Source organism: Paraglaciecola psychrophila 170 (genome assembly GCF_000347635.1).
Classification (GTDB): Bacteria; Pseudomonadota; Gammaproteobacteria; order Enterobacterales; family Alteromonadaceae; genus Paraglaciecola; species Paraglaciecola psychrophila.
Genome location: NC_020514.1, coordinates 3,797,680 through 3,822,408 on the forward strand (window position 1 = coordinate 3,797,680; position 24,729 = coordinate 3,822,408).

Genomic DNA, 24,729 nt, shown 5'->3' on the forward strand with positions numbered 1-24,729 from the left:
AAAACCTACATTTTCTCCAATCGTTCATTGATACATTCATAAGAACCCATCTCAAACTCTCGACAAATCCATGGTCTATTTTCATAAATAGAACACATTAATGTATCTCGGTCTAAAGCGGAACACCAACCATCGTCTAAGCGCAGCATAGTTTCACTCCCATGTTCGTCAACATGAATATGTTGACTAGGCACACCCGTATCTGAGATGAGCATCACTTCTAAACTACAACAACATGCCTTGCAGTTGGAACATGTCACTTCTGTGGGGGGGATATTTTTTACTTCAATCATACTAAACGTTCATGAATTAAATTAATACTAGGATACGCTAGATAATAAACATTCTCGAGCTCACTGAATACTCTCTTTGAGTAAAACCTGCACTGGCTTACATACGGCGCTAGTTATCCCTTTAAAACTCGGTAATAATCACCACACCAGAATGACTAGAGTGCCTTTTTTGAATTACTTAAACCTTAGTGAAAATTCTTTTACTTATATACAAAGCTCTTTGAAAGCTGGCGTACTGACTATCATGATGAACAAGCCAAAGAAATTAAATGGCTGGACAACCGAAATGATGGAGGCCTTTGCGACGGCGTTTGAAAACGCAGCTAAAGATGAACCCACTAAAGCCGTAATTTTCACCGGAGCTGGGGATTATTATTCAGCAGGAGTCAATCTGGGTGGCACTTTAAAACTAATGGCACCTAAAAAACTGCATAAATTAATTGTTGAGCATAATCAAAAATTGTTTGATAGGTTTTTGGCCTTTCCCAAACCTATATTAATCGCAATTAATGGTCCAGCCATTGGTGCCAGCGTGACTTCAGCCACTTTGTGCGACGCTATTATTGCTGCTGACACATCAACATATTCAACCCCTTTCGCCGCTCTGGGGATCACACCAGAAGGGTGTTCTAGCATTCAGTTTGCAACATTGCTGGGAGAAAAGAATGCACAGCGTATGCTAGGAAATGAAGGCTGGAAGCCAAATGCTGAAGAAGCCCTTGAAGCGGGTTTGGTCCAATGGGTAGTACCAAAAGATCAGCTCCAGGCTGAAGCTCAAAAAATTGCCCAAGAATGGGTTACCCATGGCCGTAGCCGCAAAATTTTAGGTGGCATTGCCTTATCAGAATTACAGGCGGTTAATGAACGCGAATCAATCATGCTGGCTAACCGATTTTTAGGCGCTGATTTTTTAAGAGGCCAATTCACTTTTCTTTGGCGAAAGAAGAAACACATACAGTCTATAGTATTTTTGATACTTTGGTTGCTTCGCCCCTTGTGGAAGCATTTTTTATAATAGAAATATTAACTTTCAAAGCAACCCAAGTCTTCGATTAGTTATCGTGAATATTATTCTAATCCCACTTTTGACATCGCTGACTAATTCCTGTTTTGCTGCTTAACCAGAGCATTGGTTAAGCAGGTGTGTAGCGACAATAAAGATTATCCGTAGCCGTTAATGCTTGCCCGTAAGAGTATTTTGAAACAATAAAGTCTGCCCATAGTACATGAAGCTAATCAAGACACCCAAAGTAATAAAACACCCAATCACAGCATATTCAATAAGCACAAAGTGGCAGAGATATTCACATTTCTTGGTTTTAAAATGAGGAACTCGAGCTTATTTGGGATTGAACGAGATGAATGCAGTTAACATGGGCGCACAGCTCAAATTGCAGACAGTATGATTGAGACACTTATTATTAGAGGATTTGAGGATAAATTTAGATGTGATTCAGGCTGATTGAAGTAAGGCTCTTGCCTTTGCCATCCCTCGTATACGCCTATGGTCTGTGTGCTGTTTGAATTGCTGTAACATGTACTCACTGCCTACGGCAGTACTGAAGTGCTTTTCGAACTCTGTGGTCAGGGTTAACCATTGTTCTACGTTAATGTTAAGCCGCTCAAGAATAGGGCTATGCTGTTGCTCTATATATCCTGCATTATCATCTCTAATACAGCGACCTGTGCAATCTACTAGTTCACAATAATCAATTAAGCTGTAAGCAATGCCTTTAGGCATATCTTGTCTGTGATTACCCACAAAACGCATCAGATTTTTAGGTTGTTCGCCTTTGATAAGAGAATGTATTCGATTTTGAATACTGGTGTGTTTTGACGTTTCTGGCGTGGTGTCCATCTTAGCGCGAATAGGATTTAAGTCCACATAGGCCATACAGGCTAATACTGCACTTTCATCTAACAGAGCTTGAGATTTGAATCGGCCTTCCCACTAATTTATCGGGAATAAATTAGAACAGCTTTAGCTGGCCCGAAGGGTGAGCGCCAAGGATGGTGGCGAATAAAATCTGCCCGTACATTTGTCTTCTTTGTTAGCTTCGCGAGCAATGTACTCATTGAGGTTACGCATTAGCCAACTGATGTCGTATAAACGCTGGCGGTAAATTGTCACTGTTTCCTCTAGACTCATCATTTCCCCTTTACTAAGTGTGCCGCCTCTTTGATACTTTTGACTCAATAACGTACCTTGGTAAAGCTGATGCCAACGTCTTATAACTTCTTTCATCGACCAGCGTTCAGCCATATCTTTGTCCACACACAGAACCACATGGGTATGATTACCCATGACCGCATAAGCACAAATGTCGATAGCAAATACCGACGACAAAAATAACAAACGCTCTTCTACCCAACCTCGGCGGTGTTCGTAACTCTGCCCAGTAAACTTATCCGTACCGCACAAAAAAGAACGACGCACGCAGCGGGAAACACAGTGGTAATAAGGGGTATCGATTAAACTGATTTGATTCCTACGTGGCTGAGGCATAACAGACCATCCTTGGTTGTGTGAATACCTTATAGTTTAGGACATAACAGGTGATTTGCTACTTCCTAAAAATGGGTGTCTTTTTAACTTTTTCTTCACCTTGCTTCCGGCACCTGCATTCAAGATTGCCACGCCATGAAAGGAAAACGGATCTTTCTTATTTTCTACCTGATAGTCGTCAAAGCCTCTCAGGAAGCCAACCTCTGTAGCGCCTTCGCACACGACAACCTTCTTTGCCAAAAATGCCTCTATGCTTGACCGAATTTACCCCTGCACCTCATGTTCGTCAAGGCTCTCTTTGGCAGCAGAAATAATCTGAACTACCCCATCATTGTTTTGAACGATGTGGAGCTCGTTTACTGTAAGTTCGCGCAGCACCATGGGCGAGTGGGTCGTGAGGAAGTATTGCCCACGCTTGTCTTCCCTAACGTGTTTGATAAGTCGGAAGAGCCGGTGCGGCTCTAAGCCGAACTCCACCTCATCAAACAACGTGATATGACCTTCTTCAAGGCCAACTTTTTAAATACCACATAGCAACATTCGCCTCGATTCAAGACCCAATTGACGCAACGGCATGTCGCCGTCATGCAAGGTTAGACCGCCCACCTTCAGATTTATGGATGTCAGATCAAGGTGGGCCTTGTACACATCCTTCACTGGAACACCTAGCAGCGTTGCTATTTCCTGCGACTTTACAGCCGCAGCATCAAAGTTTTTGAGGCTGACGGGCCGGTTAGCATCCAGTGAACTTCTGGCTGTTCTAGAAGCATTCGCCAACAGTTCATTCAGGCTCTGCGCTTCAGTCAGCTTGGCTAGCGCAGTTCCAGTCGCCCACGAGAGTTGCCTCTCGCTGTACGCACCGATCAACTCCACACTGACTTTACTTCTGTCGCCTTGCTTGAACGGAACACCTTCGGGGGTGCGGTCGCAGACCACGACCCACTTCGGCTCCAAATCCTTATCAACCGTGAGTCGCACAGTCAAAACGTCCTCCAGATGGTCATCCGATTCATTCGTTAGCTTCAATGCTGCTGAGTCCCATCCTCGGAGGTAATTGCCATACTTGTTGAGTGAGCAAAACGCTTCAACCAAGTCGCCAATTGTGACTTCAATGACAATAGAGTTCTCAACTTTACATTGATAGAAGTCCGAGTCGCTGAACGTGGGATTCCATTGGGGAAAGAACGCATACCGGATTGCTTCCAAGATGGTTGATTTGGAGGAGTCGCCTTTTCCTATAAGGCAGAAGATGTCGCCTGCTGGTAGGCTCCAATCGAGCTATTTTACCCACGAAAGTTCCTGATCTTTAAACATCTAATTTTCACCGAGCAACGTCCTTTGAACTTAACTTATTAAAATGGTTGAACTCCTGAGGAAGCTCTGTGACTAATTAACCTGAATCCTGTTTAAGAAACTAAACCAAATGCCTGTTCCAAGATCCGATCTTTCGACTAAAAGAGATGAATCTAAAAAGGAACAGGCATGAGTAAATTAGTTGAGTTGTTTTGTGATGTCGATGATTTTTGCAAAGTATTTATTCCTCAATGGCGTAAACAACTGCTTGAAGACGGTACGCAAAAACGTCAAAGAGAAGGGCAAATGACCACCAGTGAAATTATGACGATTGTCGTCAGTTTTCATATGTCACATTACCGTAATTTCAAAAACTACTCTCTTGGGTATGTATCTCTTGTCTACAAAAATGCGTTTCCAAATTTATTGAGTTACACACAATTTATAAAGGTCATGCCTAGAGTTATTGTGCCCATGTGTGCCTACTTCACATCACTTAAAGGAAAGCAATTCATTGACTCTACAAGCATCAAGGTGTGTCATAACATCCTAATACCTAGACATAAAACCTTCGATGGTATCGCTCAACGAGGTAAAGGTACTATGGGTTGGTTTTATGGTTTCAAGCTCCACTTAGTCGTCAATCATCACGGTGAAATTGTTGCTGCGAAAGTCACAACTGGCAATGTGCATGACACTCAAACCGTACGTGAATTAGCAGAAGGTTTGACTGATAAATTGTATGGAGACAAAGGCTATTTGAGTAAAGCTTTGGAAGCGGATTTATTAGACAAAGGTGTAAGTCTCATCACAACCGTTCGCAAAAATATGAAAGCAAGAGCTATATCGTTGTGGGATAGAGCCATGCTTTCAAGGCGCTATATAATTCAAACAATAAACGACCAACTTAAGAATATTTCTTATATCGAACACTCAGGCATCGGAGTATGAACGGCTTTATGCTTAATTTACACGCGGGATTGGTCGCTTATTGTTTAAAAGAAAATAAGCCAAGCCGCAATTTAACTGACGTAGAGCTGAACTCTATGGTTATCGCTTAAGCAGATCTCAGGTTAACTAAACCATACACAGCAGAGACTTTCATTGGTTCTTTTCCTATCCTTGAAACAGCATATTATAAAGAAAAAAAGATGCACCGATGCATGTGTGCAGCAGCTTTCTCTATCCGGTTTTGATGATTTTTTTCGCACATCTGCATTATATTTTGACTGTTTCACAAAGACATTAACGTCCGCTTTGGGTCGATAGCCAAAGTAACAATCAAAGGAGCCCTATAACCGCAAATGGCACAAACTTCACCGTCAGGTTTAACGCTCGACCGTCCGCTTTTAGGCTCGAGTCTGACTGTCACCTTAGTCCTTCTTAACTTCTAAAAATCGCACGTTTGAGCCTAATAGATGCAAGAAAGAGGTCAGAAATTCAACTTCAACTCTGGTAGATAAAAAAGTTTAAATCTGTTCACCTTACGAAGTGAAAAATTCAATTTGTTGTATATACCCATGCCACTGGTACTATGTGTGTTCCAATAGACGGTTAGTTATTTTAAGTGAAAATCACATGTCGAATCAAAAAACTGGGGCAGACGGTTATGATCAAGTGTTCGCCGAGCAGCAAGAATATATAGCCAAACGTGCATCGGGTTATCGTGAACAAGCCCTTAAAATATATCCTTGGATCTGTGGCCGTTGCACCCGTGAATTTTTCCACAAAAATCTTTCGGAGTTGACGGTTCACCACGTCGATCATAATCATGGCAATAATCCCAGCGATGGCAGTAACTGGGAACTGCTGTGTTTGTATTGCCATGATGAAGAACATTCTAAGTTTGAAAATCTGGTGCGCTACGGTAGTACTGAGGATACAGAAATCAAAACTAGTACTTACAATCCATTTGCAGATCTAAAAGATCGGATGAAGCAAAAAAATTAGGCTTCCGGGGACGAATTCGCTATGGATACTGCACTACTTTTATGGAGCATAGTATTTAGCTCAATTGGTGTAGGTTACTTTATGTATGGAAAAAAACGGGCAAACCTAATTATTCGATATACTGGCGTAGCACTTATCCTCTTTCCATATTTTTTTGATACTTCATTACTTCTAGTCTTATTAGGATTAATACTGATGGCTTTACCAAAACTGCTGATGCGGTATATGTGAAATCGCTGCGTGATTTGCCGTTACAGTATTATAGACTAATTGTAATGAAGTTAAACACATTCTCCCTCAAACACCATTAGCAGTGTTACTACTGACCGCAGTGATTCAGCTACATATGTTTATTATTTCGATGGGGGATTAAAATTGATGAGAGTTGTGTACGCCCTTCCTTTGTTTTTTAATGACCGTTTTTTCTAAGAGTTTCTACTTTTATTGTCGTTAATACAATTCTCAAATATTACGCCATAGTTCTCTATTTACAGCTTCACAATCACACTTCGAGTAACTTTTATTATTCTTTCAAAACAAATTTACAAAAGCTGATAGTATGCGCTCGAAAATCACTTACTATCGATGGCAAGACCTCGGTAGGAGTTATGGTTTAATCTTTTTAATTTTTACAGGTAATATAATGTCAGAACAACCAACCAGAAACAAACGTCTTCAAAAAAAAATGTATTTGGGTGAATGGGCTATCTTGGGCTTTGAATTTAGCTTTAAGTTAACCGAAGCGTCAGATGAACAATATGAACTTTTTTTTAATAGTCTTGAAGAACTAGTCAATACCGAAGAGCTTTATATTAGTCTTGATAACAATAGCGAGTCATTCGAAGGATCTGTGACATCAGCACAACGTTATGGCAATGCAACAGAAGAAGACAGAGCCGCTATTGAAGCTCTTCTCAACAAGCATTCAATCGTCAGCGAAGTTAAAGTAGGCGGTTTGGTGGATGCATTTTACGAAATGTAACCATTTAAAAATATAATGACTGCTTATTTAGCAGTCATTTACTTCTGTTCTATCTACTGTGATTAAATTTGTTGGAAGCTTAATTCACGGGGCAACCATAACGCGGTAACCGCATTAAAAATTATAACGCAGACCTACGTTGACAGTCGTCACGGTTAAATTATCCTGACCTTTGATATATTCAACCTCAGTACGTAACATGGTGCGCGCACCAATAAAATAATCGAAGCCAAAACCAATGACCCCAGCGACTCCACTTTCATCATAATCACACATTGTAGCGGCACCAAAATTAGCAATAGCCAAAACATTGGCTTTGCCCAATTCGCATTCCCTCACACCAGGTAAAAGTTGTTGACCACGAATATCCGTTTTGAGTACGCCTATACGGTAAAATAACTCGCCAACTTGGCTAGATGCTTTACCTAGGAAAGCTAAAAATAACGCATCACCTTGTTGAGCATTTTCAGAATTCATGACATCTGTGGCGGACGGTAATTCAGTCAGATATAATTTATCGTGTATCAATGATTGGTAACCAGCTTCAAAATACCACTGTGGGTCAAATTGATAACCAATAGCCATTTTATAACCAAAATCTTTGTTAGAGTCTTGGAAAAGCTCGATATCTGCATAACCCACTGAAAATACAGTATAAACATTATCAGCAGCGAGTGTTTGTAGACTAATTATACAACTTATTACTAGTATACCAATCTGCTTTTTTAACACGCTAAAATTCCATTACTTTATATTAATAACACAATACTACATTCATACTTTGCTGCAAGAGTGAGCCAACTAATATATTGATACGGTTGTATAAATATTACTAATATCACGTAAATGAAGCTTAAGTTAAGAATACTAATTGATAAATTTTTGCTTTAATCGCAGATGACAAATTGCGATCCTCTTAGACCCTGTTTAGTATGAACGCCACTGGATTCAAATATGGAGTGTCTTTTGTTCAACCACGTTTTTTTTAAAATTTTAGCCATCAGCTTATTGGTTAACGCATGCGCTGGTAATGCTCCATCTATCATGACAGATGAAAAGTTTGATTCTCGTGTAACCGACAATGGGAAAACTGAATTTGTTTATGGCATTTCGTGGCAAAACACGTCTCAAGAGTCGTTACTCCGTGATGGTCGCACAGAAATAAAACGACATGAAAAAAATGACCGTTTTGCATCGGAGAGTCCCTTCCGGTTAGATATGCAGGCCAACAACCAAACAAAACTTGACCTGGAAGACCAGGCAGCTCAAGCCTTAAAACGAAGACTAGAAAAAGAGCAGCTTTGTGCTAATGGTTATGAGATTAGTAATGTGTTCTGGAAGACCGAAAGTATTCGCTTGCTAGGATATTGTTTTTAGATTAACAGGCCCTAACCAGAGCAATAGATCAAATAAAATAAGGACAAATAATGAAAAGTATTAAAACTCGCGCAGCTGTTGCTTGGGCTGCTGGTGAACCACTAAAAATTGAAGAAGTTGACTTAGCACCACCGCAAAAAGGCGAGGTATTAGTCAGAATAGTCGCTACTGGCGTTTGTCATACGGATGCCTATACCTTATCCGGAGATGATCCGGAGGGATTGTTTCCCGCGATCTTAGGCCATGAAGGGGCGGGTATTGTTGAAGCGATTGGCGAAGGCGTCACATTGGTTGAAGTGGGTGATCATTTTATCCCATTGTACACCCCTGAATGTGGACAATGTAAGTTCTGTCTATCAGGAAAAACTAATTTGTGTCAGGCAATACGTAGCACACAAGGTAAAGGCGTGATGCCTGACGGCACCAGTCGTTTTTCTATTAAAGGTCAGCCGATTTATCATTATATGGGCACTTCAACTTTTGCTGAACACACTGTAATACCTGAAATTGCCTTAGCAAAAATTCCAAAAGACGCACCTTTAGAAAAGGTGTGTTTGTTAGGTTGTGGTGTTACGACCGGAATGGGTGCAGTGACCAACACCGCGAAAGTAAAAGTGGGTGACACGGTTGCGGTATTTGGTTTAGGCGGAATTGGCCTTTCGGTGATAATAGGCGCAAAGATGGCCAATGCAGGACGCATTATCGCTATCGACATCAATGAAGATAAATTCGAAATCGCTAAACAATTAGGGGCCACAGATGTTATCAACCCTAAAAACTTCGATAAACCCATTCAAGAAGTCATTGTCGATATGACCGAGGGTGGAGTGGATTTTTCCTTTGAATGTATCGGTAACGTTAACGTGATGCGCTCGGCATTAGAGTGTTGTCATAAAGGCTGGGGCGAGTCCATTATTATCGGAGTGGCAGGTGCAGGTCAGGAAATATCCACTCGTCCATTTCAACTAGTCACTGGAAGAGTCTGGCGGGGCAGCGCTTTTGGTGGCGTAAAAGGCCGCAGCCAATTACCCGATTATGTGCAGCGTTATATGGACGGTGAATTTGAATTAGACACCTTTATTACTCACACAATGCCATTAGAAGATATTAATCTGCCTGAGATTGAGTCTGAGGGCAAGTTTATTTTTCAAGTGGGCATTTTTGATGCGGGTGAAACCTCGGTTCCACCCGCTGATGCAACCGATTAGCAGAACTTAGTTTAATAAATGTTTTGGTGTTGGCAAAAACGTTACAGCCACAAATCAGCGGTTCTAAATGCGAAATGCAGTTTAGTGTATATATTCCACCGATCGTTAATCCAGATGAAAAGCTACCAGCGCTCTATTGGCTGAGCGGCCTAACCTGCACTGACGAAAATTTTTCTGCAAAAGCTGGGGCGCAAAGGGTAGCGGCTGAACTCGGTATCATGTTGATCATGCCTGATACCAGTCCACGTGGCGACCACATACCCGACGCTGCTGATGCAGCTTACGATTTAGGCTTAGGTGCAGGATTCTACATTAATGCCACTCAAGAGCCGTGGCATGATCATTATCAAATGTACGACTATATAGTTGATGAATTACCCGCTCTTATTAACAAGGAGTTTAAAGTTAAAGCAAAATCGGCAATTGCTGGGCATTCAATGGGTGGACATGGCGCGTTAACCATTGCATTGTCCAATATGAAGCAATATTGCTCGGTATCAGCCTTTGCGCCTATTGTTAATCCATCGGATTGCCAGTGGGGTCAAAAAGCCTTTAGCAATTATTTAGGAGATAAACAGAGAGACTGGGAAGCCTACGATAGCTGCGCATTAATGCGTCAACAGGGTAAGTTCTTGCATATTCCTATGTTAGTAGACCAAGGTTTAGATGATAATTTTTATCATACCCAGAAACTCACTAAACCTTTAGAAGACGTGGCATTAGAAATAGGTTACGAAGCCGAATTTAGATACCATGTGGGTTACGATCACAGCTACTTTTTTGTCGCTAGTTTTATTGAAGAACATCTAAGATTTCATGCCAAACACTTATAATTAGATTGACTACCGAAGGGCAAACAAATCACAGATAATGATAACTATTTGTCTGTTCCTCGGTGCAGCGAAGCCTCTTTGTCCTCTGTGGTGCAGACCCTCTTAATCTGAAATTCTAAAAGCGAAAAGATATCTAACCACAGAGGAAAAAGAGGTCACCGGGTGCCGCGCACAGAAAAAAGAAAATTTAACATCTTTACCTCGGTGCAGCGAAGCCTCTTTGCCCTCTGTGGTGCAAACGCTCTTAATCTGAAAAGCTAAAAGATATCTAACCACAGAGGAAAACGAGGTCACCGAGGAAAAGAAAAAAACAGTGTTTATTATCTTTAACTCAATACAGCGAAGCCTCTTTTCCCTCTGTAGTGCAAACGATCTTAAGGCTGAAACCTTAAAAGCGACAATATATCTAATCCCAGATAAAAACGTGTTAACTGGGTGCCGCACGCAGAAAAAAAGAAACTTAGTGGTTAAATCCTCTATTTGACTTTGCGATTTGCTCCCGAGTATCCGTTAACTCTGTGGTTTAAATCTTTCAGCCGTTATAGCAAGTCGATCATTGCGTGGTAATCAAGTTAGAAATAATACTCTAAACTAAATTGAACGTAGTCGTCTCTACGCAATAGATAGCTGGGCTCTGCGGGTTCATCGCTAGAAAAGAGCCATGCATCTAATCGCCATTTCCAGTGGTTGTTTATGCGGCTAGACGCTTCAATAAATCCCGCTCTCACATTTGAGTAATCAAGATCTTGTACTATACCTGCCAATATTTGAGTGCCATCAATGTCATTAAATACTAATCGAGTACCGAGCATCAAATCATTTTGCGCAACGACGTTCGTCAAATCTTCGCGATCATCGTATTGATATTCCATTAGCCAATTTACATCATAAATACTATTGAACAAGCCTACGAAAGAATACTCAAAGCCCCCTACAAAAGCAGTAAAGTCTTGTTCCATGACTTTGCGTTGAATACCTTCAAACTTGATTGTCCAGCCTCCCATCAAGGCCAACACATCTATTCCTGCTTGTTGGATCTGCGGATAAAACGGACGCAGGCTGGGCTCTAATAATTCATTAGTGCTTAAGACAAAATCAGGATCTCTAGAGGTACCGTCAAAATATGATAACCCCACGTCCCAATCGCCTAAAGTATGTTGCCACCTGATAGCCCAATCAATATTTTTTTCCTCATCCTCAGACTCATATATTGGATTGTCAGTATCAATAGCTATTGGAGGCCTTAATCGACCATCATTGCCTGAAAAAGTGCGCTCTCGAAAATACGGCAACACAAAAACAGTGGTATTACCCCAGTCTTTAAACAGAGAGAAGGCCACCATTGGCTGACCTAACTTATCTTCACCATCAATGCTTTCAACACCATCAGTTTGATTAATGATATCAACTAAATGCAACGACTCAGTTTGCCCCCAAAATACTTTGCTGATCCCGGTTTGAACCTGCCATTCATTACCACTGTGTATCCACTTAAATTCGCGGATGTCGGCATGAGTCCGCTCTGCATCTTGTTGGTCAAAACGATAAAAACCTTTGAATAATATGCTGTCATTACCGTCGTTGAATCTGGTATACAATTCAGGGGCAAAATATACCGACAGATTAGCCCTTTCCTGCTGAGGATAAAGCGCATCTTGCAAAAAGTAGCGTTGCTCTACAGCAGCGCTACCGCTATATTCGATTTCAGCGAGTGCTATAGTGGGCAGAAAAGCAATAAGTGAGATCAGTGTTTTCAATGTGCATCCTTTATGAGCGAACGGTACGCTTTGTAAGCATAGCCTGATTTATCGAACATTCTTCAACGTACCCTGATTAAAATCATTGTCCGATAAACCGGTATTAAAATTTATTTGATGGATAACTAGCTCAGTACTTTTACCATTTTGCTCATTAAACATTTCAGTCCGCATGGGCCGCCAATACTTATCTAGGTACAAAGTGAATTCATAGTTAACTAATTCTTTTAACAAACTATCTTTACGATCATAAAATTCAGCTTTTAATAAACGGTAGTGCTGTTTATCAACCCAGATAATTTGCTTTGAATAACCAGAATCATTATCAGTAGGTACTTGTTCCAACACAAAACTGGCCTGTCCATCAAAGGTTGCGTCGCGTAAGTACTTAAATGTATATTTTTCGATTTCGAACGAACTCATATCTTCGAATGCAAATTCACTTCCCATAAAGGGGCCTGATTTATTTCGTGAGCGTATGCGTTTCACTTTGCTTAACTTAGGCAGATACATCCATTGGTCATCAGGCTCAATTGCATGCGAAAAACTCAAAAACGCAGTGCCTTTTACGTCTAATGGCTGATCAAAAATAGTTAAAGCTTTATCTCCATCATTCGTAATTTCTAATGACTTCAAACGCATTTTGCGTTCAACTTCATCGCCTTGCGCATTCCGTAAAATCATACTCATTTCGCCAGTACTGTCACCCCAGCCCGAGTCTCTTAGCTTGCGCTCTTTGGCAATAGCTAGACCTTTGTCTTCAGCAGATTGAGCATAACTACCCAAAGAACATGTCATCAGTATAAAAACCAAGACTACTTTTGTCACTGATAAAAGGTGGTATCTATTCATGAATAAGCTCCTGCTTTGTATTTTTTTTATCAAAGGCCATTAAAAATGGTGGTAAAAACAAGAAATCTACAGCTAAGGCAACCACTATAATAATACTGGTTAACATGCCCATATCTGAGTTTAAAGCGAATGGTGACAGCATCAGTATTGAAAATCCAGTGGCCAGTACTAAGGTAGTGATCCATAGTGCCCTTCCCACACTGGCAAACGCATAACGTACACTTTGTTCAGCATCATTTCCAGCCATCCGAGCATGCCGATATTTGCTAAGAAAATGAACCGTATCATCTACGATAATACCCAGTGTCATGCTGAGTACCACAGATAAACCAAGATTAACTTCTCCAGAGTAAATACCCCAAATGCCAAAGCCAATACCAGCGGGTAATAAATTGGGTAGCAGGCTAATCACTCCCAATTTGAAAGACTTAAGTGCAAATACCAGAAGGCAAGAAATTAGTATGAGTGCAACCAAGGTGCCCTTTAACATACTCGCCATATTGGCTTCGCCAATATGCGCAAACATTAGCCCAGGGCTTGCTACAGTTAACTTCAAGTTAGGTGCATTAGTTAAGAACCATTGTTGAGCTTTACTTTCTAGCGCAGTTAATTCTTTGCTACCAAGGTTTTTAACCATTGTCATAACACGCGTTGCTGACTTGTTCATATCTAGTTGATTTGTTAAGTCCAATCCATAAGGCAATGACATTTCATAAAGTAATAAATATTGGGCTGCCAGTTCTCTATCATTTGGCAATAAATAATAGTCAGGGTCGTCGCCATGCATATTTTTGTTCAAACGTTTAAAAGTATTAGTAATAGTAGAGACGTGATCTATCTCAGGCTGTGCACTAAGCCACTGACTAAATGCTTCAATTTGTTGCAACGTTTGTGGCTTATTTATTCCTGAATCTTCATTAGTAAAAATCGAAAAGTCTAGATTAATCATCCCACTTAGATGTTTTTGTTGAAAATCTGTAGATTGCCGAAATTCAGTACTTTTATCAAAATAAGCGGTAGGAACATCATTTAGCTCATTTTTGAATGAGAACCCAATCGCTATAGCAGTTAACACTAGAGTAAAAGGCAGAATCCGTTTGTGATGCGCAATGACCCATTCGCCAAATCTTTCAGTATTCCCAAGCTTGCTGTTAGATAATTGTTTAGGTAGCTGTTTCATCGGTAATACCATTATCAGCGCGGGTAAAATAGTCAGCGAAAAAACACACGCAAAAATAACCCCAACAGCTGTTAAGTTACCCAGGTCAGCTAAAATTGGCACAGCTGCAAAATTAAGAGTTAAAAAGCCAACACCTGTGGTGGCACTGGTGATGAAAATAGGAATTTTATTAAGTGAAAGACTGTAGATTAGTGCTTGCTTTTTATCTTTGCCTTGGCGCATCGCATACAACATAGTGGATATCACATGAATACAATCAGCTACTGCGAGTGTCATTACCATAGTTGGCACATTAACGGTTGCAGTGCTCATGAACATCCCCAACCAACCTGCAATTCCCATCGTTGCCGCGATACTCGAGGTAATCACCACAACTGTCGAAAATGTTCCCACAGCAGTTTTTAAGAGTAACCACATTATGACAATTATGGTAAGGAACATGAAAGGCACAATAGTAGTGAAGTCGCGCTCAGCAAATGAGGCAAACGAATAATTCATTAATACTACTCCGGTATGATAAAAATCATGCTCGGGATATTTTAATTTATATTTGTCGGTTAAAGCTTTTACCGAAGCGGTGATCTTATTCACTTCAGCCGTTAAGTCACCGTCAGGCAAATTAACAGAAACATTTATAACCGTGACATCACCCTTTGGGGAAATAAGTTGATTGACTAAATTAGGTTCATTTAAAGCAACATTTCGAATGTAGGCAAATCTCTCTGGGTCAAGATCAGCCAAGTCGTAGACTAAATCTTCAACGATCATGTCGTCGTCTTCAGCCCATGTATGCTGAAAGTTAGTAAGGGAATCAACACGATTAGATAAAGGTGTTTGTTTTGCTTCTTCAGTCATTTCATGAACTAAAGTCAGCGTTTGCAAAGTAAAAACGTTACCTGATTTAGGTGCAATAATAATACTAGCGCCATCATTTTTACTAAACGTCTGTTGCATCTCCTCAAATGCCATTAATTGGGGATTTGAGTCTTCAAAAAAAACTTTGTAATCGCCTCGAAAATAAAGATTTTTAGCACCCAATGCAGTCACAATGATGAGCATAAATCCAATAATAATGACCGTCTTAGGACGATTAACTGAAAAGTTTAACCAAGAATTATTCACTTAGTTCTCCAAGTGTTAAAGTTTACTGGCTGTAAGTATGAACTAATCGACAAAAATTTGGCTGCGTAGTTGTAGGACCTATTTTATACTCTGATTCTCTACTAAAATACGTGATTACAGATTATCTTTTTAAAATTACAGACTGTATTTGAAGACCATTTTCAGGACATCTTTAGTATATTTTTACTGCCCCAAAGAGCTTATTTATAGTCAATAAAATTAAATAAACAGCATTATTATTAATTTAATGTGCCATTTCAGTTAAATAACAATTGTTTATTTAACACTAAAAAAATTTTGCTTTTATAAATTATACCATTGAAAAACATCTACATTTCATCTTTCAGAGATGTTTTTAAAACGTAGATTATTAACAAACATACCAAAGAATTTTGATCTTTTTGTGGAAACTAGTATTATAAACTGCAACTGGTCAGATGAGCGGATGAGAAAACAATGAGTATTAGAACAAGTCTTAAAAAAGTATTACCTCCTATTTCAATTACTGAGCAAGAAGCCTTAGAAGCGGGTGATGTTTGGTTAGAAGCGTCCATTTATCAGGGCAAACCTGACATGCACGCATTGAGAACCATACCAACTGCTAAGCTTAGTGCTGAAGAACAAGCCTTTTTAGACGGCCCGGTAACACAAGTATTGTCGATGATCGATGATTTCGCACTGCAGAGCGAAAACCATATTCCAAAAGAGATATTAGACTTTATCTCTGTGAATAAATTCTTTGCCTTAATTATACCGAAACGATTTGGTGGTTTGGAGTTTTCTCCATATGCCAACTCCACCATAGTAGCTACATTAGCTGCCAAAAGTGGTGCATTAGCAGTAACCGTTATGGTGCCTAATTCTTTAGGTCCGGGCGAGTTGCTGATGCATTATGGAACGCCTGAACAACAAAACCATTATTTACCTCGCCTAGCTGTGGGAACAGACATTCCATGTTTTGCCTTGACTAGCCCAGAAGCAGGTTCCGATGCAGGCGCTATTCCAGACGCAGGTATTGTCACCAAAGGTATGTGGGAAGGTAAAGAAGTCATTGGCCTGAAAGTTTCTTGGGACAAGCGTTACATTACACTGGCACCCATAGCGACGGTATTAGGCTTGGCATTTAAAGTATTTGATGTAGATGGTCTATTAGGCGACAAGGTTGAATTGGGTATTACATGTGCACTCATTCCTAAATCACACCCTGGTGTTGAATTAGGTAATCGCCACGATCCAATGGGCGTAAAGTTCTATAACGGTACTACCCGCGGTCAAGACGTATTTATTCCAATGGATTTTGTTATCGGTGGACAGAATAATATTGGCCGTGGTTGGCAGATGCTGGTCGCTTGTTTAGGTGCTGGTCGAGGTATTTCACTCCCAGCCATGGGCGTAGCTTCAGCACAAACAGCGCTTAAGTCTACTGCTGAATATTCCTTTATTCGTGAACAATTTGGGGTACCCATTGGTCGCTTCGAAGGTATTCAAGAAGAGTTGGCCGATATTGCCGGTAAAACATTTGTACTTGAAGCAATGCGAGTGTTAACCACTGAGGGGTTAAATCAAGGTCTTATCCCAGGTGTCGTTACCGCTATAGCTAAATACCATATGACAGAATTAGGCCGTGATGTGGTCAACACTGCGATGGATATTCAAGCAGGTAAAGCGATTCAACGTGGACCTCAAAATACATTAGCAAGCGCATATGTCGCGTTACCTATCGCGATAACTGTTGAGGGCGCAAATATTCTGACACGTAGCTTAATGATATTTGGCCAAGGCACTATGCGTTGTCATCCACATCTTAAAGAAATGGTTGAGCTAATTCATAGTAATGAGCAAGATGCCGATTCGAAATTTAACAAAGTATTAGGCAAAACCGTTGCTTTTAGTGTCAAAAATGCTTTCCGTAGTTTGTCAAAAAGCTACCTGCCCTTCACACGTGGAGCTCAGTCAGCATTACCAGAAGTGCGTAAATACGAAAAACGTATGAATGCTCTTTCTGCAAAACTAGCACCAATGGCTGATTTGTCACTACTTGTTCTAGCGGGTGATTTGAAGAAGGCTGAAATGTTATCTGCACGTCTTGGCGATGTAATGAGTTACATGTACGCATCCATGGCTGTCGTCCGGTTTTATGAACAGCGCGTTGAGAGTCGTAAAGAAGCATTGCCATACTTTGAATATGCTATTCAATGGTGTTTAAACAAAGGCGAAACCGCACTGAATGAGTTTATTGTGAATTTCCCAAACACGGCTGTTCGCGGCTTAATGCGTGTATTAACGAATACATACACCACTGCTGTTACAGGTATTTCAGATGACTTAAAACGTAAATTGTCTGAAGCTTCTATGCAAGACACCAGCATCAAAGCACAGTTAACGCATTTAGTTAAAGTTATCCCAGGGGATGGAAATGATATCAACGAGCAAGCATTTAAGGCTAAACATGCAGTAATGCCACAACTCAAAAAGGTTCAAAAAGCTTTGCGCAAGACACCTGTAGTGCCTTTCATTTCTTTTGAGCATGCCGTTGGTAAATTGCAAGAAGCCGGTGAATTGACTTCACAGGAAGTTGCGTTAGTTATCGAATACAATGAAAAACGTAAGTTAGCTATCCGTGTTGATGAGTTTACTTTTGATATGGATTTGTTAGATAGCAATCTAGAGCTTGTAGACGAAAAAGAAACAGCAAGGGCAAACGCTGCGTAAACTCTAAGACAGAGTGATTTAAAAACAAAAACCGGAGTTGAAATATCAACTCCGGTTTCTAAATATAAAACCTTTAACCACTTAAATTTATAAGAGTTGTTAGGACATAAACCTTCCACCGCTGATTTGAATCACTTCACCTGTAATCCAAGACGAATCTTCAGAAGCTAAAAATAAAGCCAAGCTAGCGATGTCTTGAGGTTGACCTAGTCGTTTTAATGGGGTTTGCCCAATAATCTCGTCCTCACGTTTAAATAAACCTGCCTCAATGTACAAATCGGTTTCAACTGCACCAGGTGCGATGGCATTAACTCGAATACCTTTGTCACCCAACTCTGCCGCATAACACTTAGTTAATGTATTTATGGCAGCTTTGGTAGCAGAGTAGATGCTGCCCCCTGCCCCACCTTTTGCAGCGATCGAGCTGATATTGATAATGACACTGCCAGTTGGCATGATGGCTGATACTTTTTGAGTTAAAAATATTGGTCCGAATACGTTTAGTTCAAACTGTTTCTTAGTGTCAGCAAGGGTGATATCCTGCAAGCGTTCAAGTGTCGCCCATCCGGCATTATTGACTAAAATATCAACCCCGCCAAATGCCGTGCATGCCTGCTCAACTAACGTATCAATACCACTTTGTTGACTAACATCTGCCTGAACGGCTATCGCCAATCCACCTTGTTTAATAATATCAGCAACAATGACATCAGCTTTTTCTTGGCTATTAAGGTAATTCACTACAACCTTCGCACCTTGCGCTGCAAACTCTCGAGCAACACACGCACCAATACCTCTAGAGCCACCAGTCACAATAGCCACTTTGTCCTGTAATTTCATAGACAACCTTATTTCACTTCCATATTAGGTGAGCGATAAACAATTTTGTCATTTAACTCAATACCCAGTCCAGGCACTTCAGTTACTTCAAAAAAACCATTAACCGGCTGTGGATCTTGAATGCATAATTCTCTGTTCCAATCTTTGATAGCATAGGTGTGATGCTCATGAATTAAGAAATTAGGAATGGCTGTTTCAAGATGCAAACTAGCGGCAGTAGCAACCGGGCCACCACAAACATGGGCTTGTATTCTTACGTCATAGACATCTGCATAGTCACAGACTTTTTTAGCCTCGGTGAAACCGCCACACAGACCAATATCAGGTTGCAATACATCAAGAGATTGATCTTCCAGATAGGGACGCACTCCCCAACGATTATATAAGCGTTCACCACCCGCAATTGGAACATTGACTCGTTTAGACACTTTATCATGAAGCTTGGAGTTCAAATAATTGACAGGTTCTTCATAGAACAAACAGCCGATATCTTCAGCCATTTCACCTAATTGAATAGCAGTAGAAACCCCCGGTAAACTATGACATTCAAATATAATGTCTACGTCGTCACCCACAGCATCACGGATAGCCTGCAAACGGGCTTTAAATAAACGCAGTTCTGGTTGTGTAAATAATTTGGTCCGATCAAAATGAGTCGCGCCATATTTATCATAAACAATAGGATCGACTTTTACTGCGTCGTACCCCTCTGCTACCGCTTTTTCTGCTGCCTTGCCGTAATCAACAGGATCGTTGAGTCTGGTGACTTCTTTATCCCAGTCAAACTGGAGTTGACTCGCGTAGGTTCTAAGTTTCTCGTTGGTCTTACCGCCAAGTAATTGATATACAGGCACACCTAAAGCTTTGCCGCGAATGTCCCATAATGCAGTATCTATGGCGCTCATCGCTGCATATATAATCGGTCCACCGCCTAAGCCCCAGAAGCTTTCACGCAACATACGGCTCCACAACGCTTCAGTTTGAAAGGGATCCCAACCAATTAACATGGCTTCGGCAATCTCTTTAATCATATGTGCAGCAGCGCTATGGCCTAAGTCATAAGCCAATCCCGCTTCACCTACACCTGAAATACCCTCGTCGGTATGAATACGTACAAAAACTGGATTCCATCCAGCACGTTTAGGGCACTCAATGTCAAAAATTTCAACACGGTTAATTTTCATGTGTTTTTCCTATTTTGTAATTTATTAGATATCGGTTGAAACCCAAAAGATTAGACTATTCACAAAATGTGGGGTCAAGCTTGTAAGCTCGTCTAAGCATCGCAGGCCAAGCTTTTTGACCACCTGTTTCGCCGCTATGCACAATATTTGCCTGGCCATAGATACCGTCGACAATAGATTGTGGAATTTCAATAACCGTTTGACCACTTTGCATCAACTCCATTTGAATTTCGCAGGCTCTTTGCAAGTCATAAAAACGCATAAACGCATCGCCTACCGTCGCACCTAAAGTGAGTCCACCATGATTATGCAGTAGCATATGATTGGTCTGTCCAAGGTCAGTTTGTAAGCGAGACTTTTCAGCATCATCCACGGCTAACCCTTCATAACCGTGATAACTTAACGAAGATAGCGAAAACATCGCATATTGGCTCCAAGGTTTTAATCCACCTTGCACTGTTGCCACACTAATGGTTGCTTTGGTATGTAAATGAATCACACATTGTGCATCGTGCCTTACTTCATGAATGGCACTGTGTATAGTAAAACCAGCAGGGTTAATTTGATAGGGTGAACCGTCTAAAATATTGCCCTGCAAATCAACCTTGATCAGATTTGAAGCGCTTACCTCGTCAAACATTAATCCAAACGCATTCACCAAATAATGTTCGGTATTCGGCACTCTTGCCGACAAATGGGTATAAATAAGGTCTCCCCAGCGATGCTCAGCCACTAACCTATAACATGCAGCTAAATCGACTCGCGTTTGCCATTCCTGCTGCGAAACCATGTTTTTTATACTGAATTTTTCGAGTTCAAACACCTTACCTTCCATTTATTTAATTGTCTTGACTAATAGACTTATCAGCGAATAAATTTGACGTATATACTACAGCAGACTTGGCTCAGCTTGCAGCCAATTTTCTTTGGCATAATCCGTATTTGCACAGGTCATGTGTAAGGTAAAGGCATGTCGCGATTTGTCAGATAGATTTGGCGCACTGAAGTGAGGTAACAATCCATTAAATACCACTAGCGTGCCTTTCTTAACTTCTAGAGGTTTAGCACTGTCGTCATCAGGCCACGGCATATTATGTAAGGTTCTTAACTCAGTGCTGTCATCAGGATAACGCAAAAACTGTTCTTTTAATGGCATAGCAGCTCCGCCCGATTGTACCTGAAGGCAACCATTTAGCAGCGAGGCATCTTCTACCGCTAACCAAAATGTAATAACAGAAATAGGTGACGTAAAAAAGTAGCTGGCGTCTTGATGCCAACGAATAACACCACCAATTTTAGGTTGTTTAAAAATATACATAGATTGGTGAATTTGAGGCCTAGCTAAACCTAAGTCCAGCGCAATGTCTGTGATCTTATCGCTATGACTAAACTCTTTAAATACTGGGTCCAATTGATGCAAAGCATGGCCAATTTTATTTATACTCAGTGACTTATCTTGATTAAGCGCACCTTCTTCATTAAACGCATCTTCTTCAAAAAAACACCTAACTTTATCGCCAGAGGATAAAAAATAGTCATCACGGGTTTTGCTATGATCTTCAGTAGAAAACACAGTTCGGGTAGAATTTGGGTCAAAGTCAGCCACTATTTCATTCGCAGCATTTTTTAACAAACTCATCGACTCTGAAGAAAAGTACTGCTCGAGCACTAAATAACCTGTTTGTTGATAAGATTTTATTTGTTCTGTTGTAAGCATTTAAGTGTCTCGAACGACTTAGAAATAGGATCCTAATTAGGCAAGCAAGATGGCTTATATAAAACAAAAATTCAAGTAACTTGTACCTAAGACATCTATCAAAATGTTTACTCAGTGCTAATTAGTACTAAGTAGAACTAAGGTAACTCACCAATAATTTGCTATTTTGACTAACTTTTTACAGTTTATTTGTGACTCACCATTAAGAAAAAAACATAACTATGGTTATCATATACTTACATACTTGGCACATGTTCTGCTTTAAGCAGAAACCAAAACCAGAGCAATTAACTTATTACGCACTAAGGGCAACTATGACACTCTCTAAATTAACAGCCGCGGCACTAGTAACGGCATTAACCCTAAGCACATCAGGCTGTATCATTCATGTTGGCAGTCAAGACAATAAAGACATCGATAAGAGTGATTATAGTAGTGTATTTGGTGGCGTTGATGTTTCCGAAAACAAACAAGTAGGTGACCTTTCATCGGTCAATGGCAATATCACAATGCAAGATAATGTTATTGCTGGTGATGCTAATGCCGTCAATGGCAATATCGAAATAGGCAATAACGTAATGGTTAAGAATTTATCGACTGTTAATGGAGATATTCAAGCCCAAACCTATCTATCAGTAAAACGCGACGTAAGCACCGTCAACGGTAATATTATATTTGCCGCCAATTCACGAGTAGGTCAGGACGTTACTACCGTAAATGGAGATATCATATTAACAAAAACCAGCGTCGGTAATGATATTCAAACCAAAAATGGCAGTATCACCTTACTTCAAGGTTCGGTCGTAGAAGGTGACATAGAGTTTGAATCACAAGATGACAGCAGTTGGTGGAGTGATAAAACACGTGAACATAACCCGCCGACTTTAACGATTGATGCATCATCAGATGTGAAAGGAAACATAATTTTGCTCCAAGTCGTTATTTTAGAAATTGAAAACCCAGCATTGTTAGCAAAGGTCGAACGTCGCTACAAAGAACAACAATAACCAACAATATAATTGGCGGATCGTGCTTTTAATTGACAATTAAACAAGCACGTTCGCTGTCACACTTCTGATTATATTTAACGCCAATCCCTTATCACCAAAGACTCTTGAGTAACACACCTGTTTATTTTTACTCACAACTAGTGTTTCGCAACAATGTGCTAATATGGATGTTCATTAATTACATTGAGTTCATTAACATGCAGTTTAAACGTTCTTTTACATGCGGCTTTCTTTGCATGTATATTTTGTTTATTGGTAATACTTATGCCACAGATAAAGCCAAAACGAAACCAGAAACAAAACCTATACCTGAAGCTCAACAATTTGTAAGCGAGCATAAAGGGCGTTTCAACGGTCAAAACATTAATTATACAGTGACTGCTGGTGAAACCTATCTAAGGGACAAAAACGGCCAAGAAACAGCCAGTATTTTCACCTTCGCCTACACCAAAAATGAAAAGAATCAACAGGCTCGCCCCGTCACTTTTATTTGGAATGGTGGTCCAGGTTCAGCGTCAACATGGTTACATATGGGGGCTTTTGGACCTAAAAGAGTCAAAGTACCTAGTGACGCACAATTTCCAGGGACACCTCCTTACCCTATATTAGATACATCTGAGTCCATACTCGATGTTTCAGACCTAGTATTTATTGATCCCGTTGGTACTGGGTTTTCTCGGGCATTGGGAGAACATAAAAGCAAGGAATTCTGGGGGCTACAACAAGATGCAGCTTCGATGGCTGCATTCATCAGAACCTGGATAACGGCTAATGGTCGTTGGAATTCTCCGCGCTTTTTATTGGGCGAAAGTTACGGCACGACTCGCGCTGCAGCCGTGGCAAAAATTTTGGAAAAGGATTTATCGATTAGCTTAAACGGTATTGTTTTTATCTCTCAAGCCCTGGATTATCAAGGCTCATCTCCTTATGTAAAAGACAATATCATTGCCCATATTACCTATTTACCGACTATGGCTGCAGCTGCGGTTTATCATGGCAAAATCAACCCGAAACCTGAAAATTTAGAAAGTTTTCTTTCACAAGCAAGGGCATTTGCAACTGATGAGTTAATGCCTGCATTATTCAAAGGCAATACCATTGACACAGCAACGCATAATCATATTCGCGATAGATTAGCCCATTTTACAGGGCTAACACCTTCGTACATAGATAGGGCCCAATTACGCATACAAGGATTTCACTTTGCAAAAGAGCTGTTACGGGATAAAGGGTTATCCATAGGATTGTTAGATGCTCGTTATACGATTGATGAAGTTGACAATTTAAAAGCCACGCCAGATCATGACGCAGGTGTGGCTATTTCACCCGCATTTAATTCGGCTCTGATGAGCTATATTCGCAGTGATTTAGGAGTGGATTGGGATCGCACTTATTTAGCACCTGCAGATGATGAATTATCTGATCAATGGAGTTGGAGAACTGCGCCAATAAATACAGCTTGGGAGCCAACCTATGTCAATACAGCCCATGATTTATCAAAGGCTTTACGTATTAACCCAGCACTTAAAGTGTTAGTTGCCTCGGGTTATTATGATTTAGTGACGCCTTTTTTTGATGCTGAATATACATTGAACCGTCATGGAATTAAGGCAGAGCAAATCCAATATCAGTATTATCACGGTGGCCATGCGATGTATGTAAACGAGACCGCTAGAGTAGATTTACTCAGAGACACCCGTGCATTCATACTCCAACAAACAAAATAAAATTAACATAGATCCCCGTATCTCATAGATTGCGGGGTGTTTACTTAATTTTGGTAAGATACCCATGTAAAAAACCCTAGCCTTAAAATTCTAAGTCAATTCGCTAACGTCTAGCGGCTTAGCGACTATCTGCCTTAGCAAATAGGTTTCCCTTTAAATCGAAAGGGCTTTTTTATTGCTGCTCGC

The 24,729-nt window shown here is 40.5% G+C and carries 20 protein-coding genes and 3 pseudogenes; 10 read left to right on the forward strand and 13 right to left on the reverse strand.

Translation table 11 applies throughout. From position 1 onward, the window contains the following. Positions 1-5: 5 nt before the first annotated feature. Positions 6-293, reverse strand: coding sequence for a YkgJ family cysteine cluster protein (locus tag C427_RS16615; RefSeq protein ID WP_007638025.1), 288 nt, complete (start codon positions 291-293; stop codon positions 6-8). Between the two features lie 151 nt (positions 294-444). Here C427_RS16615 and C427_RS16620 point away from each other — a divergent pair, with 151 nt between their 5' ends. Further along, positions 445-1,308 (forward strand): enoyl-CoA hydratase/isomerase family protein, encoded by an 864-nt coding sequence (locus tag C427_RS16620; RefSeq protein ID WP_015431088.1) that lies wholly within the window; start codon positions 445-447, stop codon positions 1,306-1,308. A 438-nt stretch (positions 1,309-1,746) separates the two neighbouring features. Here the strand turns inward: C427_RS16620 and C427_RS27695 are convergent. From C427_RS27695 to C427_RS16640, 4 genes and pseudogenes are all read right to left on the reverse strand, one after another. Then, positions 1,747-2,799: pseudogene (locus tag C427_RS27695) on the reverse strand (transposase). A gap of 36 nt (positions 2,800-2,835) precedes the next feature. Next, entirely contained in the window at positions 2,836-3,039 is a 204-nt protein-coding gene (locus tag C427_RS16630; RefSeq protein ID WP_041250463.1) for a toprim domain-containing protein, read from the reverse strand. A gap of 24 nt (positions 3,040-3,063) precedes the next feature. Beyond that, positions 3,064-3,288, reverse strand: a complete 225-nt coding sequence (locus tag C427_RS16635; RefSeq protein ID WP_034898459.1) for an AAA family ATPase — start codon at positions 3,286-3,288, stop codon at positions 3,064-3,066. Positions 3,289-3,318: 30 nt separating this feature from the next. Next, entirely contained in the window at positions 3,319-4,005 is a 687-nt protein-coding gene (locus C427_RS16640; RefSeq protein ID WP_007634592.1) for an OLD family protein, read from the reverse strand. A 276-nt stretch (positions 4,006-4,281) separates the two neighbouring features. Between C427_RS16640 and C427_RS16645 the strand changes: the two are divergent. The 3 genes and pseudogenes from C427_RS16645 (at position 4,282) to C427_RS16655 (ending at position 7,024) form a co-directional block, all read left to right on the forward strand. Further along, positions 4,282-5,153: pseudogene (locus tag C427_RS16645) on the forward strand (IS982 family transposase). A gap of 517 nt (positions 5,154-5,670) precedes the next feature. After that, complete coding sequence (locus C427_RS16650; protein ID WP_007634585.1) at positions 5,671-6,042, forward strand: YajD family HNH nuclease; 372 nt, start codon at positions 5,671-5,673, stop codon at positions 6,040-6,042. A gap of 643 nt (positions 6,043-6,685) precedes the next feature. Beyond that, positions 6,686-7,024 carry a YggL 50S ribosome-binding family protein gene (locus tag C427_RS16655; RefSeq protein WP_007634580.1) on the forward strand — a complete coding sequence of 113 codons (339 nt, stop codon included), beginning with the start codon at positions 6,686-6,688 and terminating at the stop codon, positions 7,022-7,024. A gap of 114 nt (positions 7,025-7,138) precedes the next feature. On the opposite strand, the gene C427_RS16660 is transcribed toward C427_RS16655, so the two are convergent. Further along, a complete protein-coding gene (locus C427_RS16660; protein ID WP_007634578.1) occupies positions 7,139-7,756 on the reverse strand; it encodes an outer membrane beta-barrel protein in 618 nt (205 codons plus the stop codon). A 234-nt stretch (positions 7,757-7,990) separates the two neighbouring features. Here C427_RS16660 and C427_RS16665 point away from each other — a divergent pair, with 234 nt between their 5' ends. The 3 genes and pseudogenes from C427_RS16665 to fghA all read left to right on the forward strand — a co-directional run. Next, a complete protein-coding gene (locus C427_RS16665; RefSeq protein ID WP_007634576.1) occupies positions 7,991-8,401 on the forward strand; it encodes a hypothetical protein in 411 nt (136 codons plus the stop codon). Between the two features lie 50 nt (positions 8,402-8,451). Beyond that, positions 8,452-9,609 carry an S-(hydroxymethyl)glutathione dehydrogenase/class III alcohol dehydrogenase gene (locus tag C427_RS16670; RefSeq protein WP_015431092.1) on the forward strand — a complete coding sequence of 386 codons (1,158 nt, stop codon included), beginning with the start codon at positions 8,452-8,454 and terminating at the stop codon, positions 9,607-9,609. A gap of 13 nt (positions 9,610-9,622) precedes the next feature. Further along, positions 9,623-10,442: pseudogene (fghA, locus tag C427_RS16675) on the forward strand (S-formylglutathione hydrolase); the annotation flags it as partial. A 572-nt stretch (positions 10,443-11,014) separates the two neighbouring features. On the opposite strand, the gene C427_RS16680 reads toward fghA, so the two are convergent. The 3 genes from C427_RS16680 to C427_RS16690 are packed head-to-tail and all read right to left on the reverse strand — an operon-like array spanning position 11,015 to position 15,353. After that, entirely contained in the window at positions 11,015-12,199 is a 1,185-nt protein-coding gene (locus tag C427_RS16680; RefSeq protein ID WP_007634572.1) for a hypothetical protein, read from the reverse strand. A gap of 48 nt (positions 12,200-12,247) precedes the next feature. Further along, positions 12,248-12,997 (reverse strand): outer membrane lipoprotein-sorting protein, encoded by a 750-nt coding sequence (locus C427_RS16685; protein WP_007634570.1) that lies wholly within the window; start codon positions 12,995-12,997, stop codon positions 12,248-12,250. Between the two features lie 46 nt (positions 12,998-13,043). Further along, positions 13,044-15,353, reverse strand: coding sequence for an efflux RND transporter permease subunit (locus tag C427_RS16690; protein WP_007634568.1), 2,310 nt, complete (start codon positions 15,351-15,353; stop codon positions 13,044-13,046). 456 nt (positions 15,354-15,809) lie between these two features. Here C427_RS16690 and C427_RS16695 point away from each other — a divergent pair, with 456 nt between their 5' ends. Further along, positions 15,810-18,065 carry an acyl-CoA dehydrogenase gene (locus C427_RS16695; RefSeq protein ID WP_007634558.1) on the forward strand — a complete coding sequence of 752 codons (2,256 nt, stop codon included), beginning with the start codon at positions 15,810-15,812 and terminating at the stop codon, positions 18,063-18,065. 99 nt (positions 18,066-18,164) lie between these two features. On the opposite strand, the gene C427_RS16700 is transcribed toward C427_RS16695, so the two are convergent. The 4 genes from C427_RS16700 to C427_RS16715 are packed head-to-tail and all read right to left on the reverse strand — an operon-like array spanning position 18,165 to position 21,806. Beyond that, on the reverse strand, positions 18,165-18,905 hold the full coding sequence (locus C427_RS16700; RefSeq protein WP_007634557.1) for an SDR family NAD(P)-dependent oxidoreductase: 741 nt from the start codon (positions 18,903-18,905) through the stop codon (positions 18,165-18,167). A gap of 8 nt (positions 18,906-18,913) precedes the next feature. Further along, positions 18,914-20,089, reverse strand: a complete 1,176-nt coding sequence (locus tag C427_RS16705; protein ID WP_007634556.1) for a mandelate racemase/muconate lactonizing enzyme family protein — start codon at positions 20,087-20,089, stop codon at positions 18,914-18,916. Positions 20,090-20,144: 55 nt separating this feature from the next. Next, entirely contained in the window at positions 20,145-20,924 is a 780-nt protein-coding gene (locus tag C427_RS16710) for a class II aldolase/adducin family protein (RefSeq protein WP_007634554.1), read from the reverse strand. Positions 20,925-20,978: 54 nt separating this feature from the next. Continuing rightward, complete coding sequence (locus C427_RS16715) at positions 20,979-21,806, reverse strand: phytanoyl-CoA dioxygenase family protein (RefSeq protein ID WP_007634552.1); 828 nt, start codon at positions 21,804-21,806, stop codon at positions 20,979-20,981. Positions 21,807-22,120: 314 nt separating this feature from the next. Here C427_RS16715 and C427_RS16720 point away from each other — a divergent pair, with 314 nt between their 5' ends. Then, positions 22,121-22,813, forward strand: a complete 693-nt coding sequence (locus C427_RS16720) for a DUF4097 family beta strand repeat-containing protein (protein ID WP_007634550.1) — start codon at positions 22,121-22,123, stop codon at positions 22,811-22,813. Between the two features lie 239 nt (positions 22,814-23,052). After that, positions 23,053-24,543, forward strand: coding sequence for a S10 family peptidase (locus tag C427_RS16725; protein WP_007634548.1), 1,491 nt, complete (start codon positions 23,053-23,055; stop codon positions 24,541-24,543). The last annotated feature ends 186 nt before the right edge of the window (positions 24,544-24,729 follow it).